Here is a 19,471-nt window from a genome sequence, read left to right as displayed (position 1 = left end):
ATGACCAGTGATTTTCAGCTGACGCGAAATTCGTTTGAGCACTTAGTGTTAATTAGCAGTGACGGCACGGTGCACGAGAATGTGAGCCCGGTACGCGCGTTTCCGATTCAGTCACCGGATGAAGGCATCTCCCTGGTGCTGGAAGATGGGCAAGAAGTGGCTTGGATAGACCGCTTGAGCGATTTGCCCGAGGCGATTCGTGCCTTGGTGGATGCTGAATTGGCGGGGCGTGAGTTTATGCCAGTGATACAGAAAATTGAAAGCATTAGCAGTTACGCTACTCCCTGCACCTGGCATGTTAAAACGGATAGGGGGAGTACTGCTTTCATTTTGAAAGGTGACGAGGATATTCGTCGCTTGGGACTTGCGTCTATACTCATTTCTGATAACCATGGCATACAATTTTTAATTCGTGATATGCATGCGATCGATAGGCATAGTCGTAAAATCCTCGATCGGTTTTTGTAGGCACATTTTTTCTGTGGGTTTCGTTGCGTGGGCGGCAATTTTGCCGCTCGTTGCCTTAGTCATCATGTTTGTCATAGCTAAGAGCGGATCAGATGGCAGGCCTATCGTCGTTGTTAATTCGATGGTTTTGCTTGTTGTTTTGGTGCGCATATCTATTTCTGACGCAAGTGTTAAACGGTAGTAAGATTGACTTTCTTGTTCTAATTCCTTTTCTTTTCGATTACTTATCCATCATTTCCGTTTGAAGGAGTCGTCATGAATTCGTTGAAAACCAGACTGATCGCAGTAATCGCTCTGTTGGTGACCGTTTGCACTGTGCTTTTGACTGTTGGTAGTTATGCAAAGATGAAGTCGCAGATAGAGAGCGACCTGAACAATGAAATGCGGGGCGTCGCGGCCGGTTATAACGCGATGTTCAGTAATTGGATACAAGGCAATCTTGCCATCATGGAAAGTTTGGCGCAGGGCTTAGGCAACGGCGCTGACTTAACTACCAGTTTGACCATGATACGCGCAGGCGGAAATTTTCTTAGTGTCTATCAAGGGCAGCCTGATAAAGCCTTCACCAATATTCCATCCGACCCACCTCCGGCCGGTTATGATCCTACAGTGAGGCCTTGGTATAAGGGCGCGCTGGAAGCAAAAAAGCCTATCGTAACTTTGCCTTATATGGGGGTTGCGCCTCCAGGCTTGATGATTTCTTTTGCGGCTCCGGTAAAGGGCGGTGAGGGTGGTGTGGTTGGTGCCGACGTTTTTCTGACTAAAATTGCTGAGCAAATTCTAAACATTAAACTCGCTGGTGGCGGTTACGCCTTTCTGCTGGATAAAACTGGCCAGGTGCTGGCGCATTCAGATGCATCGAAAGTATTAAAACCGGCCAAGGAAATTTCCAGCGAGCTGGCCTTGGAGAATTTGACTAAGCTCACCGAGCTAAAAGATCCTGTCGTCACCGATGTCGGTGGCAAGCCGCATTTTTTATTGCTGCAAAAAATAACGGGTTCTGAAATTTATTTGGCCTTGGTGATTGATAAGAAAAAAGCCTTGGAGGCACTCGATCAATTACTCATCATGTCTATCATCGTGTTAATCGCGATGCTGGCGGTGTTGCTGCCTTTGTCGACTTGGTTGGTTGGGCATATGCTGAGTGGCTTGCGGCGCGTGCGCGATGCCATGTCCGAAATTGCTGAGGGTGGCGGAGACCTGAGTCGGCAAATCGAAATAGATGGTCAAGATGAGGTGGCGCAAACGGCACATGCCTTTAATAAATTTCTCGAACAATTGCGCGTGATGGTGGTTGATGTTCGTAGGGCAACCGACTCTATCGCAATTGGTTCTTCCGAAATCGCGACCGGAAATATGGATTTATCTGGACGTACCGAGCAGCAGGCTTCTTCATTGGAAGAAACCTCGGCCAGTATGGAAGAATTAACCGCTGCGGTAAAAAACAATGCGGACAATGCCCGGCAAGCCAATAAGATGGCCTTGAATGCCTCCGGTGTGGCAACCCAAGGGGGCGAAGTCGTCGGGCGCGTCGTCGACACCATGCAGGGAATTACGGATAGCTCTCGAAAAATAGTCGATATTATTAGCGTGATTGAGGGGATCGCTTTTCAGACTAATATTTTGGCCTTGAATGCCGCGGTAGAGGCGGCTAGGGCTGGCGAGCAGGGCCGTGGTTTTGCTGTGGTTGCCAGTGAAGTGCGCACCTTGGCGCAACGTAGTGCTGCTGCGGCGCAAGAAATTAAAACGCTGATTGAGGATTCAGTCAGCAAGGTCAGCGAGGGCTCGGCCTTGGTGGATAAGGCCGGTGAATCGATGTCTAGTATTGTGCAGGCGGTCAAGCAGGTGGCTGAAATTATCAATGAAATTACCAATGCTTCTGCTGAGCAAAGCGATGGTATTCAACAAGTGAATTTGGCTTTGGCGCATATGGATGAAGCGACCCAGCAAAATTCTGCCTTGGTCGAAGAGGCCGCGGCGGCGGCTGGCTCTTTGGAAGAGCAGGTGAATTTGTTGAAAACAGCCATGTCTGCTTTCAGGGTTGAGGCGCAGAGCGGGCCTAGGGTGAGACCGGCAGCAGCGGCTAAGCGCGCCAATGAACCAGTTTTATCCTACGAGGAAGAGTGATATCAATCTAGCGCTAGTTGCCAAGCATGAGGCAGCGCTGATTTAAGATGCAATATATAAAAAAGCGGCACCTCTCGAAAAGGTGTGCGCTTTTTTTATTTAAAATTTTTAAGGCATGGGCCGCTTGCGCATATTCCATGCGGCTGTCCAGCCATGTGCCTCGCCAGGCCGCATGGAATATGCGTCTCCAGCCTATGCTCGGAATTTTTTGATCGATTTAACCAGGCATCTTCATAGTAGGGTGCATACACGAAAGAAATACACTATGAAACTTGCGACACTCAAAGACGGATCGCGCGATGGTCAATTGTTGGTCGTATCCCGTGATCTGAAGACCGCCGCAATTGCCGATGGCATCGCCGCCAGCATGCAGCGCGCATTGGATGATTGGGCTTTTATCGCGCCACAATTGCAGCTACTGTACGAGCGTCTTAATGCCGGCAAGGCAAGTGCCGCATTCGAGTTTGATACTCAAAAATGTATGGCGCCGTTGCCTAGGGCGTATCAATGGGCGGATGGTTCTGCCTACGTGAATCATGTCGAACTGGTGCGCAAAGCGCGCAACGCCGACATGCCAGATAGTTTCTGGCACGACCCTTTAATGTACCAAGGTGGTAGTGATGATTTCATTGGACCTAACGATGATATCGAGTTGCAATCGGAGGAGTGGGGTTTGGATTTTGAAAGTGAGATCGCGGTGATCACGGGCGATGTGCCCATGGGCTGCAAGGTGCAACATGCGGCGCAACATATACGCTTGTTGATGCTGGTAAATGATGTTTCGCTTAGAAATTTGATTCCCGCTGAATTAGCCAAAGGTTTTGGCTTCTTTCAGTCTAAACCGGCCACCAGTTTTTCTCCTGTGGCAGTTACGCCTGATGAATTGGGTGACTCGTGGAAGGACGGTAAAGTGCATTTAGCTGTGCGCTCCAGTTGGAATGCGGTACTGGTCGGGCAGCCGAATGCCGGCGTCGATATGGTGTTTTCTTTTCCGCAATTAATTACCCATTTATGCAAAACACGCAATGCGCGTGCTGGCACTATTATTGGCTCAGGCACGGTTTCGAATAAGGATGCGAGTAAAGGTTTTAGTTGTATCGCAGAAAAGCGTGCGCTTGAGATGATTGCTGATGGTGCAGCGAGTACTGCATTTATGCAATTTGGCGACAAAATCCGTATAGAAATGCTGGACAAGAATGGCAAGTCTATTTTTGGTGCGATTGAACAAAGCGTTGTGGAATATCATCAAAAATAGCGAGCTGAGTAACCGGACTTTAACGAGGCTCGCGCTGGTAAGCGTGGAATTCTTTTCCTAGGCTCTATATACTAGCGTGAGTATATTAAATGAAACTTGTCATCACTCAATGACATAAGACAATCAGCAAATAGGCCTAGTCGGCGGCCGTAAGAGTTAATCAATGAACCTACACCAGTTGCGCTTTGTGCGCGAAGCAGTCAGACAAAATTTCAACTTGACCGAAGCTGCCAAGGCCTTATTCACGTCACAACCCGGTGTCTCTAAGGCGATTATCGAGCTCGAAGAGGAGCTTGGTGTCGATATCTTTGCACGGCACGGCAAGCGTATTCGTGGTTTGACTGAGCCTGGTCGGGCGGTCCTTGTTTCGGTTGAATTGATCATGCAAGAAATCGATGGCTTGAAAAGAATAGGCAAAGAGTATGCCGCCCAGGATAGTGGTAGTTTTACTATCGCTACGACGCACACTCAGGCGCGTTATATCCTGCCTAAAGTTGTGCAGGCGTTTATGCAAAAATACCCGAAAGTGCGGCTCTCTTTGTTGCAAGGCAATCCCAAACAAATTGCCGAAATGGTCATGCGCGATCAAGCCGATATTGCGATCGCGACTGAGGCGATCGCTGGGATTGATGGCTTGGTGTCCTTGCCTTGTTATCAGTGGGAGCATGTCGTCGTCGTGCCACCCGAGCATCCTTTGCTGAAGTTAAAGCAAATTACTTTAGAGGAGATTGCGCATTACCCCTTGATTACGTATGATGCGGCCTTTGCTGGGCGCAGCAAAATTGATCACGCTTTTGAAATCCGTGATTTAAAGCCAGATGTGCTGCTCGAGGCGATTGATGCTGACGTCATCAAGACCTATGTTGAGTTGGGTATGGGAGTGGGTATTATCGCAGGCATGGCCTTTGATGCTGAGCGAGATACGCATTTGAAAGCGATACCAGTGGGGCATTTATTTGGTATGAATGTGTCACGTGTGGCAATCCGTCGTGGCGCTTATCTGCGCAGTTATATCTATACTTTTATAGAGTTGTTAACGCCGACCATCAATCGCAAACTGATCGATCAAGTCATGCAGGGCAATAAAGATACCTATGATTTATAAGAGCGATGGTTCGCTAGCGATCTCGCGGTCCGCTTGAGTACTTTGACTTGCTATTTGCAGGATGTTATTAAATAAAGATAGGCCTTGGGATTTTAAAGTTCGGGCTGTATTTTTTAGAAGAGAGAGAATTATGCGTGAAGTAATGAGTAAATATTACGCACAGCGTGCTGATACCTACGAGAGTATTTATCAAAGACCAGAGCGTCAAAAGGATTTATTGGAAATTGAACAACGCGTCAATCATGCTTTAGAACAGCATAAAGTATTAGAAGTCGCATGTGGCACTGGATATTGGACTGAGCGTTTCGCTCCTGCGGCGCAGTCTGTGGTAGCCACAGATATTAATCAATCCATGCTTGATATCGCTGCGACTAAAAAATACCCATCTGATCGGGTGCAGTTTGGATTGGCTGACGTTTTTGCCTTGCCTGCCTCAACGCAAGGGCAATATTCTGCGTGTTTCGCTGGATTTTTTTGGTCGCATGTGAAACGTGAAGAGCAGGCAGATGTACTTGCTCAATTTAGTCGTGCCGCTGGAAAAGGAAGTTTTCTAGTGATGATCGATAATAATTACGTTGAAGGCAGTAGTACTGTGATTGCTAGAACTGATTTGGAGGGTAATACCCATCAGTTTAGGATGCAGGAAGATGGTGCTCGGGTTGAGGTGGTTAAGAATTTCCCGACGGATAGTTTTTTGCGCAAGAGAATCGGCCTTGCGGCGAGGGATATTCGGATTTTTAGAAATCAATATTTTTGGATGCTTACCTGCGTTCTAAAATAGGTTTTTGCACCGAATTAAAGCCCTATGTTTTTAGCGTTAGTTAATAAATTTCAGACTAGATAAACAAAAAAAGGAGTAATCGCATGGATTTGCAAGCATGTACAGAGGCAATTCGCACTAAAGTTGGGGTTCAAAGTAATCTCAATGCAACTTTGAAATTTGATTGTGGTAGCGATGGCGTCGTGTATGTAGACGCTCTCGCCACACCTAATACTGTAAGCAATGAAAATTTGGAGGCTGGCTGTACAGTCAATATGTTATTAGAGGACTTAAGTGCAATGCTTACTGGTGAGCTAAATCCAGTCAATGGATTCATGGCGGGAAAACTCAAAGTGTCTGGTGATATGAGCGTTGCAATGCGCTTGCAGAATGTTGTTTAGGTTTAATGTTTGAGGTTTAGTGCTGACGCGGGAATATCACCGGGTTGGCACAAAAAAATCAAGCATCCGTTTCATAGCTGACTGCTGGATGCTTGGATTTAATATTTGGCCTGTATTATTGTTTAGGGTAAGGATGCAGCCCCTAAGGCGAGTGCAGACGTGCCGTCTGGGTAGAGTGCGTCAAAGCAGCGAGTGCAATTTTCGCAAAAAAGATGAGCGCGTTTGACGTGCTTATAGCGCAAAATTAGGTCTAAAGGGACGTTGTTGCAATAGGGGCAAATCTCTCGCATTTTTCCGGATGGCTGGGCGTCCTCTGATGCGTAGCCTTGATCTAGCATTTCTCCATCGACAACTTCCCAAGGTGCCAGCTGTATCAAAGTAAAGAGCGTAACACTGCGCTTTCTTCTTTCTGAGTATTCTTGATATTTGGATTGTTGTTTAAATAATTCGGCCGCAACCATTTGTGACTCCTATTAGTTCACCTCGGTCTTTCAATTTAGTCAAAATAAGCAAAAAATACAAGGTAATCTATTGTCGGAAAAATATTCCATGTAATCGAGATTTTTTGATATAAATTATCTTATTTTTAGTTAAGGCGATTCGAATGCAAGAAGTTTATTCGTTGATTTGCAATATTTTTCTTGAGGTGTAAATTAACGGATGAGTGAAATCATGCCAAATAAGGAATTCACCGCAAAATTGAACTATCAGGGATGGTGTTTTCCGCTCTTGAGTGGGTTTACTGTTCTGGAGTCCGCGTTGCGTGCGGGGGTATCTTTGCCAAGTTCGTGTCGCAATGGCAGTTGTCGAACGTGTATGTGTCAGTTGCTTGGCGGTGCCGTGCAGCATCGAATTGATTGGCCCAGTTTGAGCTCAGATGAAAAAGCCGATGCTTGGATACTACCGTGCGTCGCTGTGCCCTTAGATGATCTGATATTGGATGTGCCGTATGCAAAAAAAGGGGTGTGTGTAGGCGCATGGTTTTTTTTGTAAATTCAGTCTGGCTTGAATTTTTACTGATTGTGATTGCAATGGACGTAAAAATGAATCTCTTTGGCAATTGTGTTTCTGGACAACATGCATTGCTATAGATGTTTTATGGTAAAATCGAAGGTTGAATGAATTCTTAAAATTTTTTCTTAACCCTTTCATTTTATTGGAGTTTTTAGATGGCTATCGAACGCACATTGTCTATTATTAAACCGGATGCAGTTGCAAAAAACGTAATCGGTCAAATTTACAGCCGTTTTGAAGGCGCAGGCTTGAAAATCGTCGCAGCGCGTATGATGCATTTGTCACGCGCTGAAGCTGAGGGTTTTTATGCTGTTCACGCTGCACGTCCTTTCTTTAAGGATTTGGTTGATTTTATGATTTCAGGTCCTGTTATGGTTCAGGCTTTGGAAGGTGAAAACGCAGTTTTGGCGCACCGTGATTTGATGGGTGCAACTGATCCTAAGAAGGCTGAAAAAGGTACTATTCGTGCTGATTTCGCAGATTCTATCGATGCGAATGCAGTTCATGGTTCTGATGCTGTTGAGGCTGCAGCGGTCGAGATCGCTTATTACTTCCCAGCTTTGAACGTGTACTCACGTTAATTGTTTTTTTGTTGAATAAACTTTGGGCTTTGTTTATTGGGCCTAAAGTGTGAAAGAAGATGCATATGACGGTTCTCACCAATTTGTTGGATTTGGATCCTGCTCAGCTCATTGCTTATTGTGATGAGTTGGGTGAGAAGCCGTTTCGCGCAAAGCAATTGCAGCGCTGGATACATCAGTTTGGCGCCAGTAATTTTGAAGATATGACGGATCTTGCTAAGTCTTTGCGGGAGAAGCTTGCTGGTCGCGCCTATGTTGCTGCGCCAGTTGTTATTAGTGATCATATTTCTACTGATGGAACTCGTAAGTGGTTGCTTGATGTCGGGCAGGGAAATGCTGTTGAGACAGTTTTTATTCCGGAGGAGAAGCGAGGTACTTTGTGTATTTCGACTCAGGCTGGATGTGCTGTAAATTGCCGGTTTTGCTCTACCGGTAAGCAAGGATTTAATCGTAATTTGAGTGTGGGCGAGATTATTGGTCAGTTGTGGATGGCTGAATTTGAATTGCGTAAGAGTAAAGGTGTTGAGCCAGGTCCTAAAGGTGAGCGTCAGATTACCAATGTCGTCATGATGGGGATGGGTGAGCCATTGTTGAATTTTGAGCCTACTGTCACGGCATTACGTTTGATGCTCGATGATAATGCGTATGGGCTATCGCGTCGGCGCGTGACATTGTCAACTAGTGGCGTTGTGCCTATGATTGATAAGTTGTCACAAGAGTGTCCGGTGGCATTGGCTGTGTCCTTGCATGCATCGAATGACGCATTGCGTGATAGCTTGATTCCGCTCAATAAGAAACATCCTCTTAACGAATTGATGGCTGCTTGTCAGCGCTATCTGGAATTCGCGCCGCGTGATTTTGTGACGTTTGAGTATTGCATGCTTGATGGGGTCAATGATACGGATCAGCATGCTAGAGAGTTAGTGCAGTTGGTGAAGAGTGTACCGTGTAAGTTTAATTTAATTCCTTTTAACCCGTTTCCTGAATCTGGTTTGACGCGCTCAGCCAATCCGCGTATTAAGGCTTTTGCACAGATATTGATGGATGCCGGCGTTGTGACCACCATACGCAAGACTCGCGGTGATGATATTGATGCTGCATGTGGGCAATTAGCGGGTGAGGTGCAGGATAGAACCAAGGTTCAAGAGCGTATGAAGAAGATGGATGAGTACAAGCGAAAATTCGGCGAAAACTTTGGGAAAATCGTGGAGGTTACTCAGTGAATATTGGGGCATTTCAAAATTTTAAGATGTTTGGGGTTTTGTTTGCTCTGATGCTGTCAGCCTGCGTAAGCCAAAAGCTTGACGGCGGTCGGACTGATGCAAATCCGTCTACCGAGAAGGTCGATACACAAAATCGTTCATCCATACGTATGCAGTTGGCGGTCGGTTACTATCAACAAGGGCTGCATAAAGTTGCGCTTGATGAGATTAAACATGCCTTGCAATCGTCCCCAGATTTGGTTGATGCCTATAGTTTGCGTGCCTTGATTTATATGGATACTGGTGAGACCCAGTTGGCAGAAGATAATTTTTTGCATGCGCTTAAGTTGGCCCCAAATAACTCGGAGTTGGCAAATAATTATGGATGGTTTTTGTGTCAAAACGGACGTGAAAAGCAGTCGTTACAATACTTTGAAAAAGTAATTAAGGATCTGAGTTATCCAACTCCAGCCAAGGTTTTAAATAATGCAGGTGTATGCAGCCTAAAATTGAAGGATGTTGCTGGTGCCGAGCGTTACTTTATGCAGGGATTTCGTGAGCAGCCGGATAATCCCTCTTTAAATGTTAATTTGGCTAAGGTCTTTTACGACCAGGCTAGTTATGAAAAAGCAAAATTTTATATTGATAGGGTCATTAAGGCTGAGATTATGGCGGCGGATGTATTGTGGCTAGCAATTAAAATTGAAAATAAGCTTTCCGATCAATTGGCTGTCACTGGGCTTTCCACTCAATTGAGGCGGCGTCACCCTAACTCGAAAGAGTACGCGATGTTGCAACGGGGAGCTTTCAATGAGTGATAATGGTGCAAGTAAATCATTGGATTCTTCTATGTTGGAGTCTGAGGTGCTTTTGAAGCCTACTTTTGCAGTTGTTGAAACGGTTGGAATTTTGCTTTCCGCTGCTAGGCGGCAAAAAGATTTATCTGTTCAGCAAGTTGCAGATCAATTGAAGTTGGCGCCAAGACAGATATCTGCAATCGAGTCCAATCAATTCGATGCGCTGCCGCAAATGGTGATCGTCAGAGGTTTTATCCGATCCTATGCAAAGCTATTGAAGCTTGATGCAGACGCAGTCGTCGCTTTATTGCCTATGCCTGCCGATAATTCGCAACTAGAGTCGGCCTTAAAGCCGGCGCTTTCGACGCCTTTTCTTGAATCTCGTCTTTCCTTGATGGGGCGCCAGGATAATAATCATAAATACTTGTTTGGGGCTGCTTTTTTAGCAGTGTTGGCGTCGGGTTTTTTTTTGCTGCAAAAATTTGAACATGCTGAGATTGTTAATCGATTATTTTCGTCGGCACCAGTCCAGTCGGAGCTTGTTGCTCCTGTCAGTTTGAACCAATCGACCGTTTCAGCGTCAATAGTTGCTGTGGATGCCGTCACTGTCCCGGCAAGTGCGAATGCTACACCAGTGTCAGTGATGCCTCTCGACGTCCCAGCGGTTCCAGCAGTCTCTGATGTGGTGGCTCGGGTTGCCGTATCTGGCGTTGTGGAAAGTGTCGTTGCTAAGCAAGTTGCAGATGTCCCTGCTGCTGTTATTGATAAATCGGTGTCTGCTTCCGTACTTGGCGCGGCGGATGCCGGTAACGATGTTTTGAAGATTAAATTTCGTCAAGATGCGTGGATACAGCTTAAAAAGGAAAACGGTACTGTCATCACTTCTCATTTGGGTAGGGCAGGCAGTGAAGAAGTGCTGAGCATTAAAGAGCCTTCATTGTTGAGGATAGGGAATGCGGCCGGGGTTGAAGTTGTTTTGCGCGGACGTCCTTTGGAAATTCTTCCAGTTAATGGTAGTAATGTAGTTAATTTGAATTTGAAGTAAGCACAACTTAAATTATGATGAACTCTGGCGCTCTTGCTCGACGTGTTAGTCGTGGCGTGAAAATAACTTATGGCAGTCGTGAAGTTCAAGTTGGCGGAGGTGCGCCTATCGTCATTCAGTCTATGACGAATACGGATACGGCTGACGTCATTGGAACGGCAATTCAGATTAAAGAATTAGCGCGTGCCGGCTCTGAAATAGTCAGAATTACTGTCAATAACGCTGAATCTGCCGCTGCTGTCCCAGCTATCCGCGAGCAACTCGATAAGATGGGTGTGGATGTGCCGTTGGTCGGTGATTTTCATTATAACGGACACATTTTACTCAAAGACTATCCAGGTTGTGCTGAGGCGCTATCTAAGTATCGGATAAATCCAGGTAATGTTGGGCAAGGCTCAAAACGCGATAGTCAGTTTGCGCAGATGATAGATATCGCATGTCGATATAATAAGCCTGTACGAATTGGTGTAAATTGGGGGAGTCTGGATCAAGCTTTGTTAGCGCGCATCATGGATGAAAATGCGCAACGTGTTAATCCTTGGTCGGCCCAATCTGTGATGTATGAGGCGCTAATTACCTCGGCAATTGAAAATGCAGTTCGAGCAGAAGAATTAGGTTTGGCAGCGGATAAAATAATTTTGTCTTGTAAGGTTTCCGGCGTTCAGGATTTAATTGCTGTTTATCGTTCGTTGGCTCAGCGTTGCGAATATCCGTTGCACTTGGGTTTGACCGAAGCGGGAATGGGAAGTAAAGGGATTGTCGCCTCGACCGCTGCTTTAGCTGTGCTGTTGCAAGAAGGTTTGGGTGACACAATACGAATTTCCTTGACGCCCGAGCCGGGTGGTGATCGCTGCAAAGAAGTCATCGTTGGGCAGGAAATATTGCAAACGATGGGTTTGCGCAAATTCACACCGATGGTGATCGCGTGTCCAGGTTGCGGTCGAACGACGTCAACAGTTTTTCAAGAGTTGGCGGATGACATACAAACGTATTTGCGTGATCAAATGCCTGTTTGGAAGTTACAGTACCCTGGTGTCGAATCGATGAATGTTGCGGTGATGGGATGCATCGTTAATGGTCCGGGTGAATCCAAGCATGCAAATATAGGTATTAGCCTGCCTGGGACTGGCGAGTCGCCCGCGGCTCCGGTTTTTATCGATGGTGAAAAGGCGATGACCTTGCGCGGTGAGTCGATAGCAAAAGAATTTCAAGCAATAGTTTTAGAGTACGTGCGGAGTCATTATTCATCTTCTGCATCTGCAAAATAGAAAATTAAATCAGGTAATCACGAATGTCAGAAAATAAAAAAATAGAAAAAATAACCGGCGTGAAAGGGATGAACGATATCCTGCCCGATGATGCTCCTCTGTGGGAACTCTTTGAAAATACCGTCCAGTCTGTGCTGAAAAGTTACGGCTTCCAACAAATCCGAACTCCTATCGTTGAGTCTACGCATTTATTCGCGCGTGGTTTGGGAGAAGTGACCGATATCGTAGAGAAGGAAATGTACTCCTTCGAAGATGCGCTTAACGGGGATAAATTGACGCTTAGGCCTGAGAATACTGCTGGAATTGTGAGGGCTGCTGTTGAGCATAATCTTACATATGAAGGTCCCAAGCGCGTTTGGTACACAGGCCCTATGTTTCGTCACGAGAAGCCGCAGCGTGGTCGTTATCGACAATTTCATCAGGTAGGAGCTGAAGCTTTAGGTTTTAGTGGCCCCGATATTGACGCTGAATTAATCGTGATGTGTCAGCGCCTTTGGGATGATTTGGGTTTGCAAAATATTCGTTTGGAACTCAATTCGATAGGCGATGCACCTGAAAGAAATCAGCATCGTGCAGATTTGATTGCGTATTTTGAGTCGCACAAAGAACTGCTTGATGCTGAGGCTTCGCGTCGTTTATACAGTAATCCTTTACGCATTTTGGATACTAAAAATCCAGCAATGCAAGCGATGGTAAATTCCGCTCCTAAATTATTTGATTACCTTGGAGAGGAGTCTAAGGCTCATTTTGAGGGGATTCAAAAAATTCTTCGCGATAATAGTATTCCATTCACGATTAATACACGCTTGGTGCGTGGTATGGACTATTACAATCGTACCGTATTTGAATGGGTGACCGATGAGTTGGGTTCGCAGGGCACGGTTTGTGGCGGCGGACGTTATGACACTTTGTTCTCCATTTTTGGCGGTAAAGCAACGCCAGCCTGTGGCTTTGCAATGGGGGTCGAGCGCTTATTGGAATTAATGAAGGCGTCGGGCGAAGCGCATAATCCTGCTCAATGTGACGTCTATTTGGTTCACCAAGGTGAGCAGGGCAGGGCGCAGTCTTTCGTCTTGGGCGAGCGTTTGCGGGATGCTGGACTCGATGTTGTGTTACATTGCGCATCGGCTGCAGGTGCCGGCAGCTTTAAGTCTCAAATGAAAAAAGCCGACGCCAGTGGGGCCGCATACGCCGCAATAATTGGCGATGATGAGGCGAACGGCGACACGGTAACGATTAAGTCGATGCGCGACCTAGATATAAATAATAATCAGGTTAATGTTCCATTTTCCTCTGCGGTTGATTATCTGGTCGATCAGATGACAGGTGCTAGCGAAACGGATGCCTGTTGCGACGATCCTAATCACATTCATATTCATCACTAAAATTAAAAATTATGGCATACGATCTCGAAGAGCAAGAACAATTAGATACGCTTAAAGCATGGTGGAAGCAGTATGGTAATTTGGTAACTTGGATATTGATAGTCGCTCTATCTTCTTACGCTGCCTGGACAGCTTGGAATACTTACCAAGGCAATCAATCGACTCAGGCATCACAGTTGTACGATGAGTTGCAAAAGTCAATAGTTGCAAAAGATAATGTGAAAGTCCAGCGCACTGCCGGTGATTTATTGGAAAAATTTCCCCGCACTGCATATGCACCTATGGCTGCCTTGAGTGCTGCGAAGGGTGCCTTTGATGCAAATGATTTGAAGGGGGCTAAGATTCAATTGCATTGGGTTTTGGATCATAGTAGCGTGAATGAATATAAATTTTTGGCTAGACTTCGCTTGGCTGGAATCGCTCTGGACGAAAAATCCTATGATGAGGGTTTATCCTTATTGTCGGCGGAGTTTCCCTCTGAGTTTGCTGCCGCGGTAGCAGATGTCAAGGCGGATATACTTCTTTCGCAAGGGAAAATTGCAGACGCGCGTGCGGCCTATCAGCTAGCTTTATCTAAGCAAAATGAAAAAAACCCTGGTCGGCAATTAACGCAAATTAAATTAGACTCCATAGGCGGCGCAGTTGACGGCGCTGTTGCAAGTCAAGTTGTAGTCCAATAATTCGGAGTCCTGCATGCAAATATTTAGTAAATTGGTGGCCTTTGCTTTGTTGCTTAATTTGGCTGCGTGCTCCTCTCTGTCTTCACTTAATCCGTTTTCAAAAACGGATGTGAAAAACGCGCCGGCTGCCTTGCTTGAGTTTAAATCCTCTATGTCGATTAAGCCGATATGGAGCGCGTCCATTGGCGCAAGTGGATCTTTTGCATTTTCTCCAGTGCAGATAGGAGCAAATATTATTGTCATGGCGGCTGATGGCAGCATCATGAAGCTTGATACTGCTAGCGGAAAAACAGCCTGGCGCATTAATGCCGGCATGCCCTTGACGGCGGGAGTTGGCGCCAATTCCACGACGATTGCTGTGGCAGGTGAAAAAGGATTTTTGCTGGCATTCGATCTCGACGGGAAATTGCGCTGGAAGGTGCAAGCGTCTAGTGAAATATTAACCGCTCCTGTAATTGGGCAGGGCTTAGTTCTGGTGCGGAGTATTGATAATCGCGTGGCCGCATACGATATAGAAACAGGTGTTAGAAAATGGGCGGTAAATCGTCCTTTGCCTGCACTTACTTTACGTGCAGTTTCTGGTATCGCAATGACGAGTGAATTAGCGATTGTCGCTTTGCCGGGTGGAAAATTAGTTGCTTTATCCTTGAATAATGGTGGCTTGCGATGGGAGGCTTCGGTCGCCGATCCAAAAGGCGCGACAGAATTAGAGCGAATTGCGGATGTACTTGGTACTCCAGTGATTGTCGAGCAAGTAGTTTGTTCGGCTGCGTATCAAGGACGCGTGAGTTGTTTTGATTTGGGATCTGGCGCAATACGCTGGACTAAAAATATTTCAAGTGAAGTCGGTGTTAGCGTGGATGAGCGCTTTGTTTTCGCGGTTGATAATGGCGGTGCTGTTTCTGCTTATTCTAGAACTGCTGGCTCTAGCGTTTGGCGCAATGATAAATTGGCAAACAGGAAAATTTCCGCGCCAGCGTCATTTGGTCGGGCGGTTGCAGTTGGTGACGCGTTCGGTTTTCTCCATTTTCTGTCTAGAGAAGATGGCTCTTTCATCGGTAGGGTAAGCACCGATGGTAGTCAAATTCTTGCGACCCCTTTGGTGGTTGATTCGAGTTTGATCGTACAAACTAAATCAGGGACAGTGGTCGCTTTTGCGACCGAGTAATGAAATGAAGCCGGTAATAGCACTTATAGGTCGACCTAACGTCGGCAAATCCACATTGTTTAATCGGCTTACGCGCTCTCGCGACGCACTAGTTGCTGATCTTCCTGGCTTAACCAGAGATAGACACTATGGCGAAGGTCGGGTTGGTGAGCGTCCCTTTTTGGTCATCGATACTGGTGGTTTTGAGCCAGTTGCCAAAGATGGAATTATGTATGAAATGGCAAAGCAAACCAAGCAAGCCGTGGCAGAGGCTGATGTTGTTATTTTCTTGGTGGATGGCCGTCAAGGTTTAACTCCTCACGATAAAACAATTACAGATTTCCTGCGCAAGTCAGGGCGTTCTGTGATGTTGGTGGTGAATAAGGCTGAAGGCATGCGTTACACCTCGGTCACTGCGGATTTTTATGAATTAGGCTTGGGCGACCCTTACGTTATTTCGTCGGCGCATGGTGATGGCGTGACCGATCTGGTCGAAGAGTCGCTCAACATTGCATTTGCACAGCGTCCACCTGAGGTGGAGGAGCCTATCGATGCTGTTAGAGGCATTAAAATAGCAATTGTTGGTCGTCCTAACGTCGGTAAGTCAACCCTGGTAAATACTTTGCTAGGCGAAGAACGAGTTATCGCGTTTGATATGCCTGGTACGACAAGGGATTCGATTGAGATTCCTTTTGAACGAGATGGCAAGCATTACACCTTGATAGATACTGCAGGTATTCGTCGCCGTGGAAAGGTGTTCGAAGCAATCGAAAAATTTTCTGTTGTGAAGACTTTGCAATCAGTGTCCGAGGCCAATGTGGTTTTGTTGCTTTTGGATGCGCAGCAAGACATCTCTGAACAGGATGCGCATATAGCTGGCTTTATTCTGGAGTCGGGGCGTGCTCTGGTTGTTGGTGTGAATAAATGGGATGGCCTGCAAAGCGATCGTCGTGATGAAATCAAAGTAGATATCGAGCGCAAGTTGAATTTTTTAACTTTCGCTAAATTTCATTTTGTTTCTGCATTAAAGTCATCGGGTATTGACCCTATGATGAAGTCTATTGACGCTGCTTATGCCGCTGCAATGGCGAATCTGTCGACTCCAAAATTGACTCGTGCTTTGATAGAGGCGGTTGAGCATCAGCAGCCTAAACGCAAGGGCTCGATTCGTCCGAAACTTCGGTACGCGCATCAGGGCGGGCAAAATCCACCTATCATCGTTATTCATGGCAATGCTCTTGACTCTATTGGCGACGTGTATAAGCGTTATCTCGAAAAACATTTTCGCGAAACATTTTCACTTGTGGGTACCCCTTTGCGCATAGAAATGCGGTCCGGGAAGAACCCTTTCGCCAAGGTAGAAAAATAATTATTTGTTGATGCATAGTTCGATGTATTTAACTGGCAAGTAAAAATAGATTACTTTGTATGGTAGTCATCTTTCGGGGCACTTGAGTTTCATAAAAGTGCCCCAATCTCCTGATCACAACAACACAATGGAGCTGTTATGAGTAATAAAGGGCAACTGTTACAAGACCCGTTCTTAAATGCTTTGCGCAAAGAACACATCCCCGTATCGATTTACCTTGTGAACGGTATTAAACTGCAAGGTCATATTGAATCCTTTGATCAGTATGTTGTGCTATTGCGCAATACCGTTACTCAAATGGTCTATAAACACGCCATTTCTACTGTGGTGCCAGCACGTGCAGTGAGTATCAACGCCGAATCAGAACCTGAGTAGTATTTACTGGAATAATTCTTTGAGTAAAAGTATTTCAACTCGGGCGATTTTGGTTGGTGTCGATTTCGGTAAAGGGGACTTCGAAGCGAGTTTAGATGAGCTTTCTTTGCTCTCTCAATCCGCCGGTGCTGAGCCAATCCTTACCATTACTTGCAAGCGTTCCAGTCCTGATGCAGCTCTATTTGTGGGTTCTGGAAAAGCTGATGAGATAGCGCATGCGGTTGCCGATGTTGAATCTGATATTGTGATCTTTAATCACGCTTTATCACCAGCGCAGCAACGAAATCTAGAGCGACATCTTAAAGTGCGTGTGGTCGATAGAACGAGTCTGATTTTGGATATCTTCGCGCAACGTGCTCGCAGCCATGAAGGTAAAGTACAGATTGAGTTGGCGCAGTTGCAGCATCTCGCCACCCGCCTGATACGAGGTTGGACTCATTTGGAGCGACAAAAAGGCGGTATAGGCTTGCGCGGTCCTGGTGAAACGCAACTTGAAACGGATCGACGTTTGTTGGGTGAGCGTGTAAAAGCGCTGAAAGCGAAGATGGAGAAGTTGCATAAACAGCGAGAGACTCAGCGTCGCTCTAGAGGTCGCAGTCAAACTTTTTCTGTCTCACTGGTTGGCTACACTAATGCTGGTAAATCTACGCTGTTTAATTCGCTTACCAAGGCCGATGCATACGCAGCAGATCAATTATTTGCCACCTTAGATACGACCTCTCGTCGTTTGTATCTGGGGGATGCGGGAGGTGTTGTTATTTCTGATACGGTTGGTTTTATTCGTGAATTGCCGCATCAGTTGGTCGCTGCATTTCGAGCAACCTTGGAAGAAACGATTCATGCCGATTTATTGATACACGTTGTTGATGCGAGTAGTCCAGTTCGTTCGGATCAGATTTTGCAGGTGAATCACGTCTTAAAAGAGATTGGTGCCGATCATATTCCGCAATTATTGGTTTGGAATAAAATTGATCTTGCGTCAATGGAGCCAAGATTTGAGATCGGCGAGTATGATAAAATCGAAAGAGTCTTTCTAAGCGCCCGTACCGGTGCCGGGATGGAGTACTTACGCCATGCAGTTGCCGATTACGCGAAACTTGATGCAATCAAACGCGGCACACCAGCAGTTGAAGTTGAATTGAATGACGCCCGTTTTAATTGAGCTTGCTTGTAGTTCAGCCCACTATTTAATTGGATAACGACAGAATGCTTGTTTCACTTTTAAAAAGAATTGGTTTGACGTTGTCACTAAACGACCCGCAATGGGGACGTGGCTCGCAAAACAATAATCAGGATGGAAAAAAACCCTCCGACGGCCCACCAGATCTGGATCAGCTTTGGCGTGATTTTAATCAGCGCATTAGTCAATTGCTGGGTGGTAAGGGAAGTGGTGACGGTGGTGGCAGTGGTGGGTTCTCTCCAGATGCTGCCGGTGCAAAAATTGGTATTGCCGTTATCTTGGCGGTCGTTGTTTTCATCTGGACTGTTAGCGGCTTTTTTATTGTTCAGGAAGGTCAAACAGCGGTTATCACTACGTTTGGCAAGTATAGTCACTCGACGTCAGCAGGGTTTAACTGGCGTTGGCCAGCACCCATCCAAGGGCATGAGATTGTTAACGTGTCACAAGTAAGAACTGTGGAAGTGGGCTATCGTTCAAATGTTAAGAACAAGCAGCCCAAAGAAGCTCTGATGTTGACTGACGATGAGAATATTATCGACATTCAATTCGCAGTGCAGTACAAGCTGAAGGATGCAGCGCAATGGCTTTACAATAATCGTGATCAAGAAGAAATGATAAGACAAGTCGCTGAGACTGCGATTCGTGAAATCGTTGGACGCAGCAAGATGGATTTTGTTCTTTATGAAGGGCGCGAAAAAGTGGCCTTGGATGTGAACAGTCTTATGCAGCAGGTTTTGGATCGGTATAAGGCGGGTGTGCAAATCACAAATGTGACGATGCAAGGGGTTCAGCCTCCGGAGCAAGTACAGGCTGCATTCGACGATGCCGTAAAGGCTGGGCAGGACAAAGAACGTCAAAAAAATGAAGGTCAGGCCTATGCAAATGACGTGATTCCTAAGGCTAGGGGTGAAGCTTCGCGACTGCTGCAAGAGTCCGAGGCATATAAAGCAAAAGTTGTCGCGAACTCTGAGGGTAATGCCGGACGCTTTAGGCAAGTATTGACCGAGTATCAAAAGGCGCCGTTAGTCACACGAGACCGCATGTATTTAGAGACCATGCAACAAATTTTCTCGAATACCACCAAGTTGATGCTTGATACAAAGAATAATAACAATATGATTTATTTGCCTTTAGATAAATTGATTGCCCAATCAGACGCCTCGGCGGTAGCGAAGCCAGCGGTGGCTACGCCAGCAGTTGCCGCAACAGAGCAAGTGCCGACGGTGGAAATGCGTTTTAGTAAAGACGGTCGAGCTCGCGATGTTAGAGATTCCCGTGATAGAGAGGTACGATAGTGAATAAATTTTCTTCC

The 19,471-nt window shown here is 46.1% G+C and carries 20 protein-coding genes; 19 read left to right on the top strand and 1 reads right to left on the bottom strand.

Annotated features, from left to right (window positions below):
* The 6 genes from EJN92_RS00635 to EJN92_RS00610 all read left to right on the top strand — a co-directional run bounded on the left by EJN92_RS00635 (position 1) and on the right by EJN92_RS00610 (position 6,116).
* On the top strand, positions 1–468 hold the full coding sequence (locus EJN92_RS00635; protein ID WP_126126065.1) for a cyanophycin metabolism-associated DUF1854 family protein: 468 nt from the start codon (positions 1–3) through the stop codon (positions 466–468).
* Positions 469–723: 255 nt separating this feature from the next.
* Positions 724–2,595: a methyl-accepting chemotaxis protein gene (locus tag EJN92_RS22045; protein ID WP_126126064.1), complete on the top strand. Its 1,872-nt coding sequence runs from the start codon at positions 724–726 to the stop codon at positions 2,593–2,595.
* A 265-nt stretch (positions 2,596–2,860) separates the two neighbouring features.
* Positions 2,861–3,850, top strand: a complete 990-nt coding sequence (locus EJN92_RS00625; RefSeq protein ID WP_126126063.1) for a fumarylacetoacetate hydrolase family protein — start codon at positions 2,861–2,863, stop codon at positions 3,848–3,850.
* A gap of 163 nt (positions 3,851–4,013) precedes the next feature.
* Complete coding sequence (locus tag EJN92_RS00620) at positions 4,014–4,955, top strand: CysB family HTH-type transcriptional regulator (protein WP_126126062.1); 942 nt, start codon at positions 4,014–4,016, stop codon at positions 4,953–4,955.
* 130 nt (positions 4,956–5,085) lie between these two features.
* Positions 5,086–5,736: a class I SAM-dependent methyltransferase gene (locus EJN92_RS00615; RefSeq protein ID WP_126126061.1), complete on the top strand. Its 651-nt coding sequence runs from the start codon at positions 5,086–5,088 to the stop codon at positions 5,734–5,736.
* An 83-nt stretch (positions 5,737–5,819) separates the two neighbouring features.
* Positions 5,820–6,116, top strand: coding sequence for an SCP2 sterol-binding domain-containing protein (locus tag EJN92_RS00610; protein WP_126126060.1), 297 nt, complete (start codon positions 5,820–5,822; stop codon positions 6,114–6,116).
* A 122-nt stretch (positions 6,117–6,238) separates the two neighbouring features.
* Here EJN92_RS00610 and EJN92_RS00605 read toward each other — a convergent pair whose 3' ends face one another.
* A complete protein-coding gene (locus tag EJN92_RS00605) occupies positions 6,239–6,577 on the bottom strand; it encodes a hypothetical protein (protein ID WP_126126059.1) in 339 nt (112 codons plus the stop codon).
* A gap of 211 nt (positions 6,578–6,788) precedes the next feature.
* On the opposite strand from EJN92_RS00605, the gene EJN92_RS00600 reads away from it, so the two are divergent.
* From EJN92_RS00600 to hflK, 13 genes are all read left to right on the top strand, one after another.
* Complete coding sequence (locus EJN92_RS00600; protein ID WP_126126058.1) at positions 6,789–7,109, top strand: 2Fe-2S iron-sulfur cluster-binding protein; 321 nt, start codon at positions 6,789–6,791, stop codon at positions 7,107–7,109.
* A 176-nt stretch (positions 7,110–7,285) separates the two neighbouring features.
* Positions 7,286–7,711, top strand: a complete 426-nt coding sequence (ndk, locus tag EJN92_RS00595) for a nucleoside-diphosphate kinase (protein WP_126126057.1) — start codon at positions 7,286–7,288, stop codon at positions 7,709–7,711.
* 65 nt (positions 7,712–7,776) lie between these two features.
* Positions 7,777–8,934, top strand: a complete 1,158-nt coding sequence (gene rlmN, locus EJN92_RS00590; RefSeq protein WP_126126056.1) for a dual-specificity RNA methyltransferase RlmN — start codon at positions 7,777–7,779, stop codon at positions 8,932–8,934.
* Positions 8,931–9,731, top strand: coding sequence for a type IV pilus biogenesis/stability protein PilW (pilW, locus tag EJN92_RS00585; RefSeq protein ID WP_227869637.1), 801 nt, complete (start codon positions 8,931–8,933; stop codon positions 9,729–9,731). Before rlmN ends, pilW begins: the two co-directional genes overlap by 4 nt.
* The gene (locus EJN92_RS00580) at positions 9,724–10,755 is read left to right on the top strand and encodes a RodZ domain-containing protein (RefSeq protein WP_126126055.1); all 1,032 of its coding nucleotides are present in this window, start codon (positions 9,724–9,726) and stop codon (positions 10,753–10,755) included. The genes pilW and EJN92_RS00580 overlap by 8 nt, the downstream gene beginning before the upstream one ends.
* Before the next feature lie 14 nt (positions 10,756–10,769).
* Positions 10,770–12,023, top strand: coding sequence for a flavodoxin-dependent (E)-4-hydroxy-3-methylbut-2-enyl-diphosphate synthase (ispG, locus tag EJN92_RS00575; protein ID WP_126126054.1), 1,254 nt, complete (start codon positions 10,770–10,772; stop codon positions 12,021–12,023).
* A 23-nt stretch (positions 12,024–12,046) separates the two neighbouring features.
* The gene (gene hisS / locus EJN92_RS00570; protein WP_126126053.1) at positions 12,047–13,408 is read left to right on the top strand and encodes a histidine--tRNA ligase; all 1,362 of its coding nucleotides are present in this window, start codon (positions 12,047–12,049) and stop codon (positions 13,406–13,408) included.
* A gap of 11 nt (positions 13,409–13,419) precedes the next feature.
* A complete protein-coding gene (locus EJN92_RS00565; RefSeq protein WP_126126052.1) occupies positions 13,420–14,088 on the top strand; it encodes a YfgM family protein in 669 nt (222 codons plus the stop codon).
* A 13-nt stretch (positions 14,089–14,101) separates the two neighbouring features.
* Positions 14,102–15,256, top strand: coding sequence for an outer membrane protein assembly factor BamB (gene bamB, locus EJN92_RS00560; protein ID WP_126126051.1), 1,155 nt, complete (start codon positions 14,102–14,104; stop codon positions 15,254–15,256).
* 4 nt (positions 15,257–15,260) lie between these two features.
* Positions 15,261–16,604, top strand: coding sequence for a ribosome biogenesis GTPase Der (der, locus tag EJN92_RS00555; RefSeq protein WP_126126050.1), 1,344 nt, complete (start codon positions 15,261–15,263; stop codon positions 16,602–16,604).
* Between the two features lie 138 nt (positions 16,605–16,742).
* A complete protein-coding gene (gene hfq, locus EJN92_RS00550) occupies positions 16,743–16,979 on the top strand; it encodes an RNA chaperone Hfq (protein ID WP_126126049.1) in 237 nt (78 codons plus the stop codon).
* A gap of 19 nt (positions 16,980–16,998) precedes the next feature.
* Positions 16,999–18,141 carry a GTPase HflX gene (hflX, locus tag EJN92_RS00545; protein WP_227869636.1) on the top strand — a complete coding sequence of 381 codons (1,143 nt, stop codon included), beginning with the start codon at positions 16,999–17,001 and terminating at the stop codon, positions 18,139–18,141.
* Between the two features lie 44 nt (positions 18,142–18,185).
* A complete protein-coding gene (hflK, locus tag EJN92_RS00540) occupies positions 18,186–19,454 on the top strand; it encodes an FtsH protease activity modulator HflK (protein WP_126126048.1) in 1,269 nt (422 codons plus the stop codon).
* The last annotated feature ends 17 nt before the right edge of the window (positions 19,455–19,471 follow it).

The sequence above is a fragment of the Undibacterium parvum genome, assembly GCF_003955735.1.
Lineage (GTDB): Bacteria > Pseudomonadota > Gammaproteobacteria > Burkholderiales > Burkholderiaceae_D > Undibacterium > Undibacterium parvum.
Note: the sequence above shows the minus strand (reverse complement) of the source record. Positions and strands in the feature narration are given on the sequence as shown.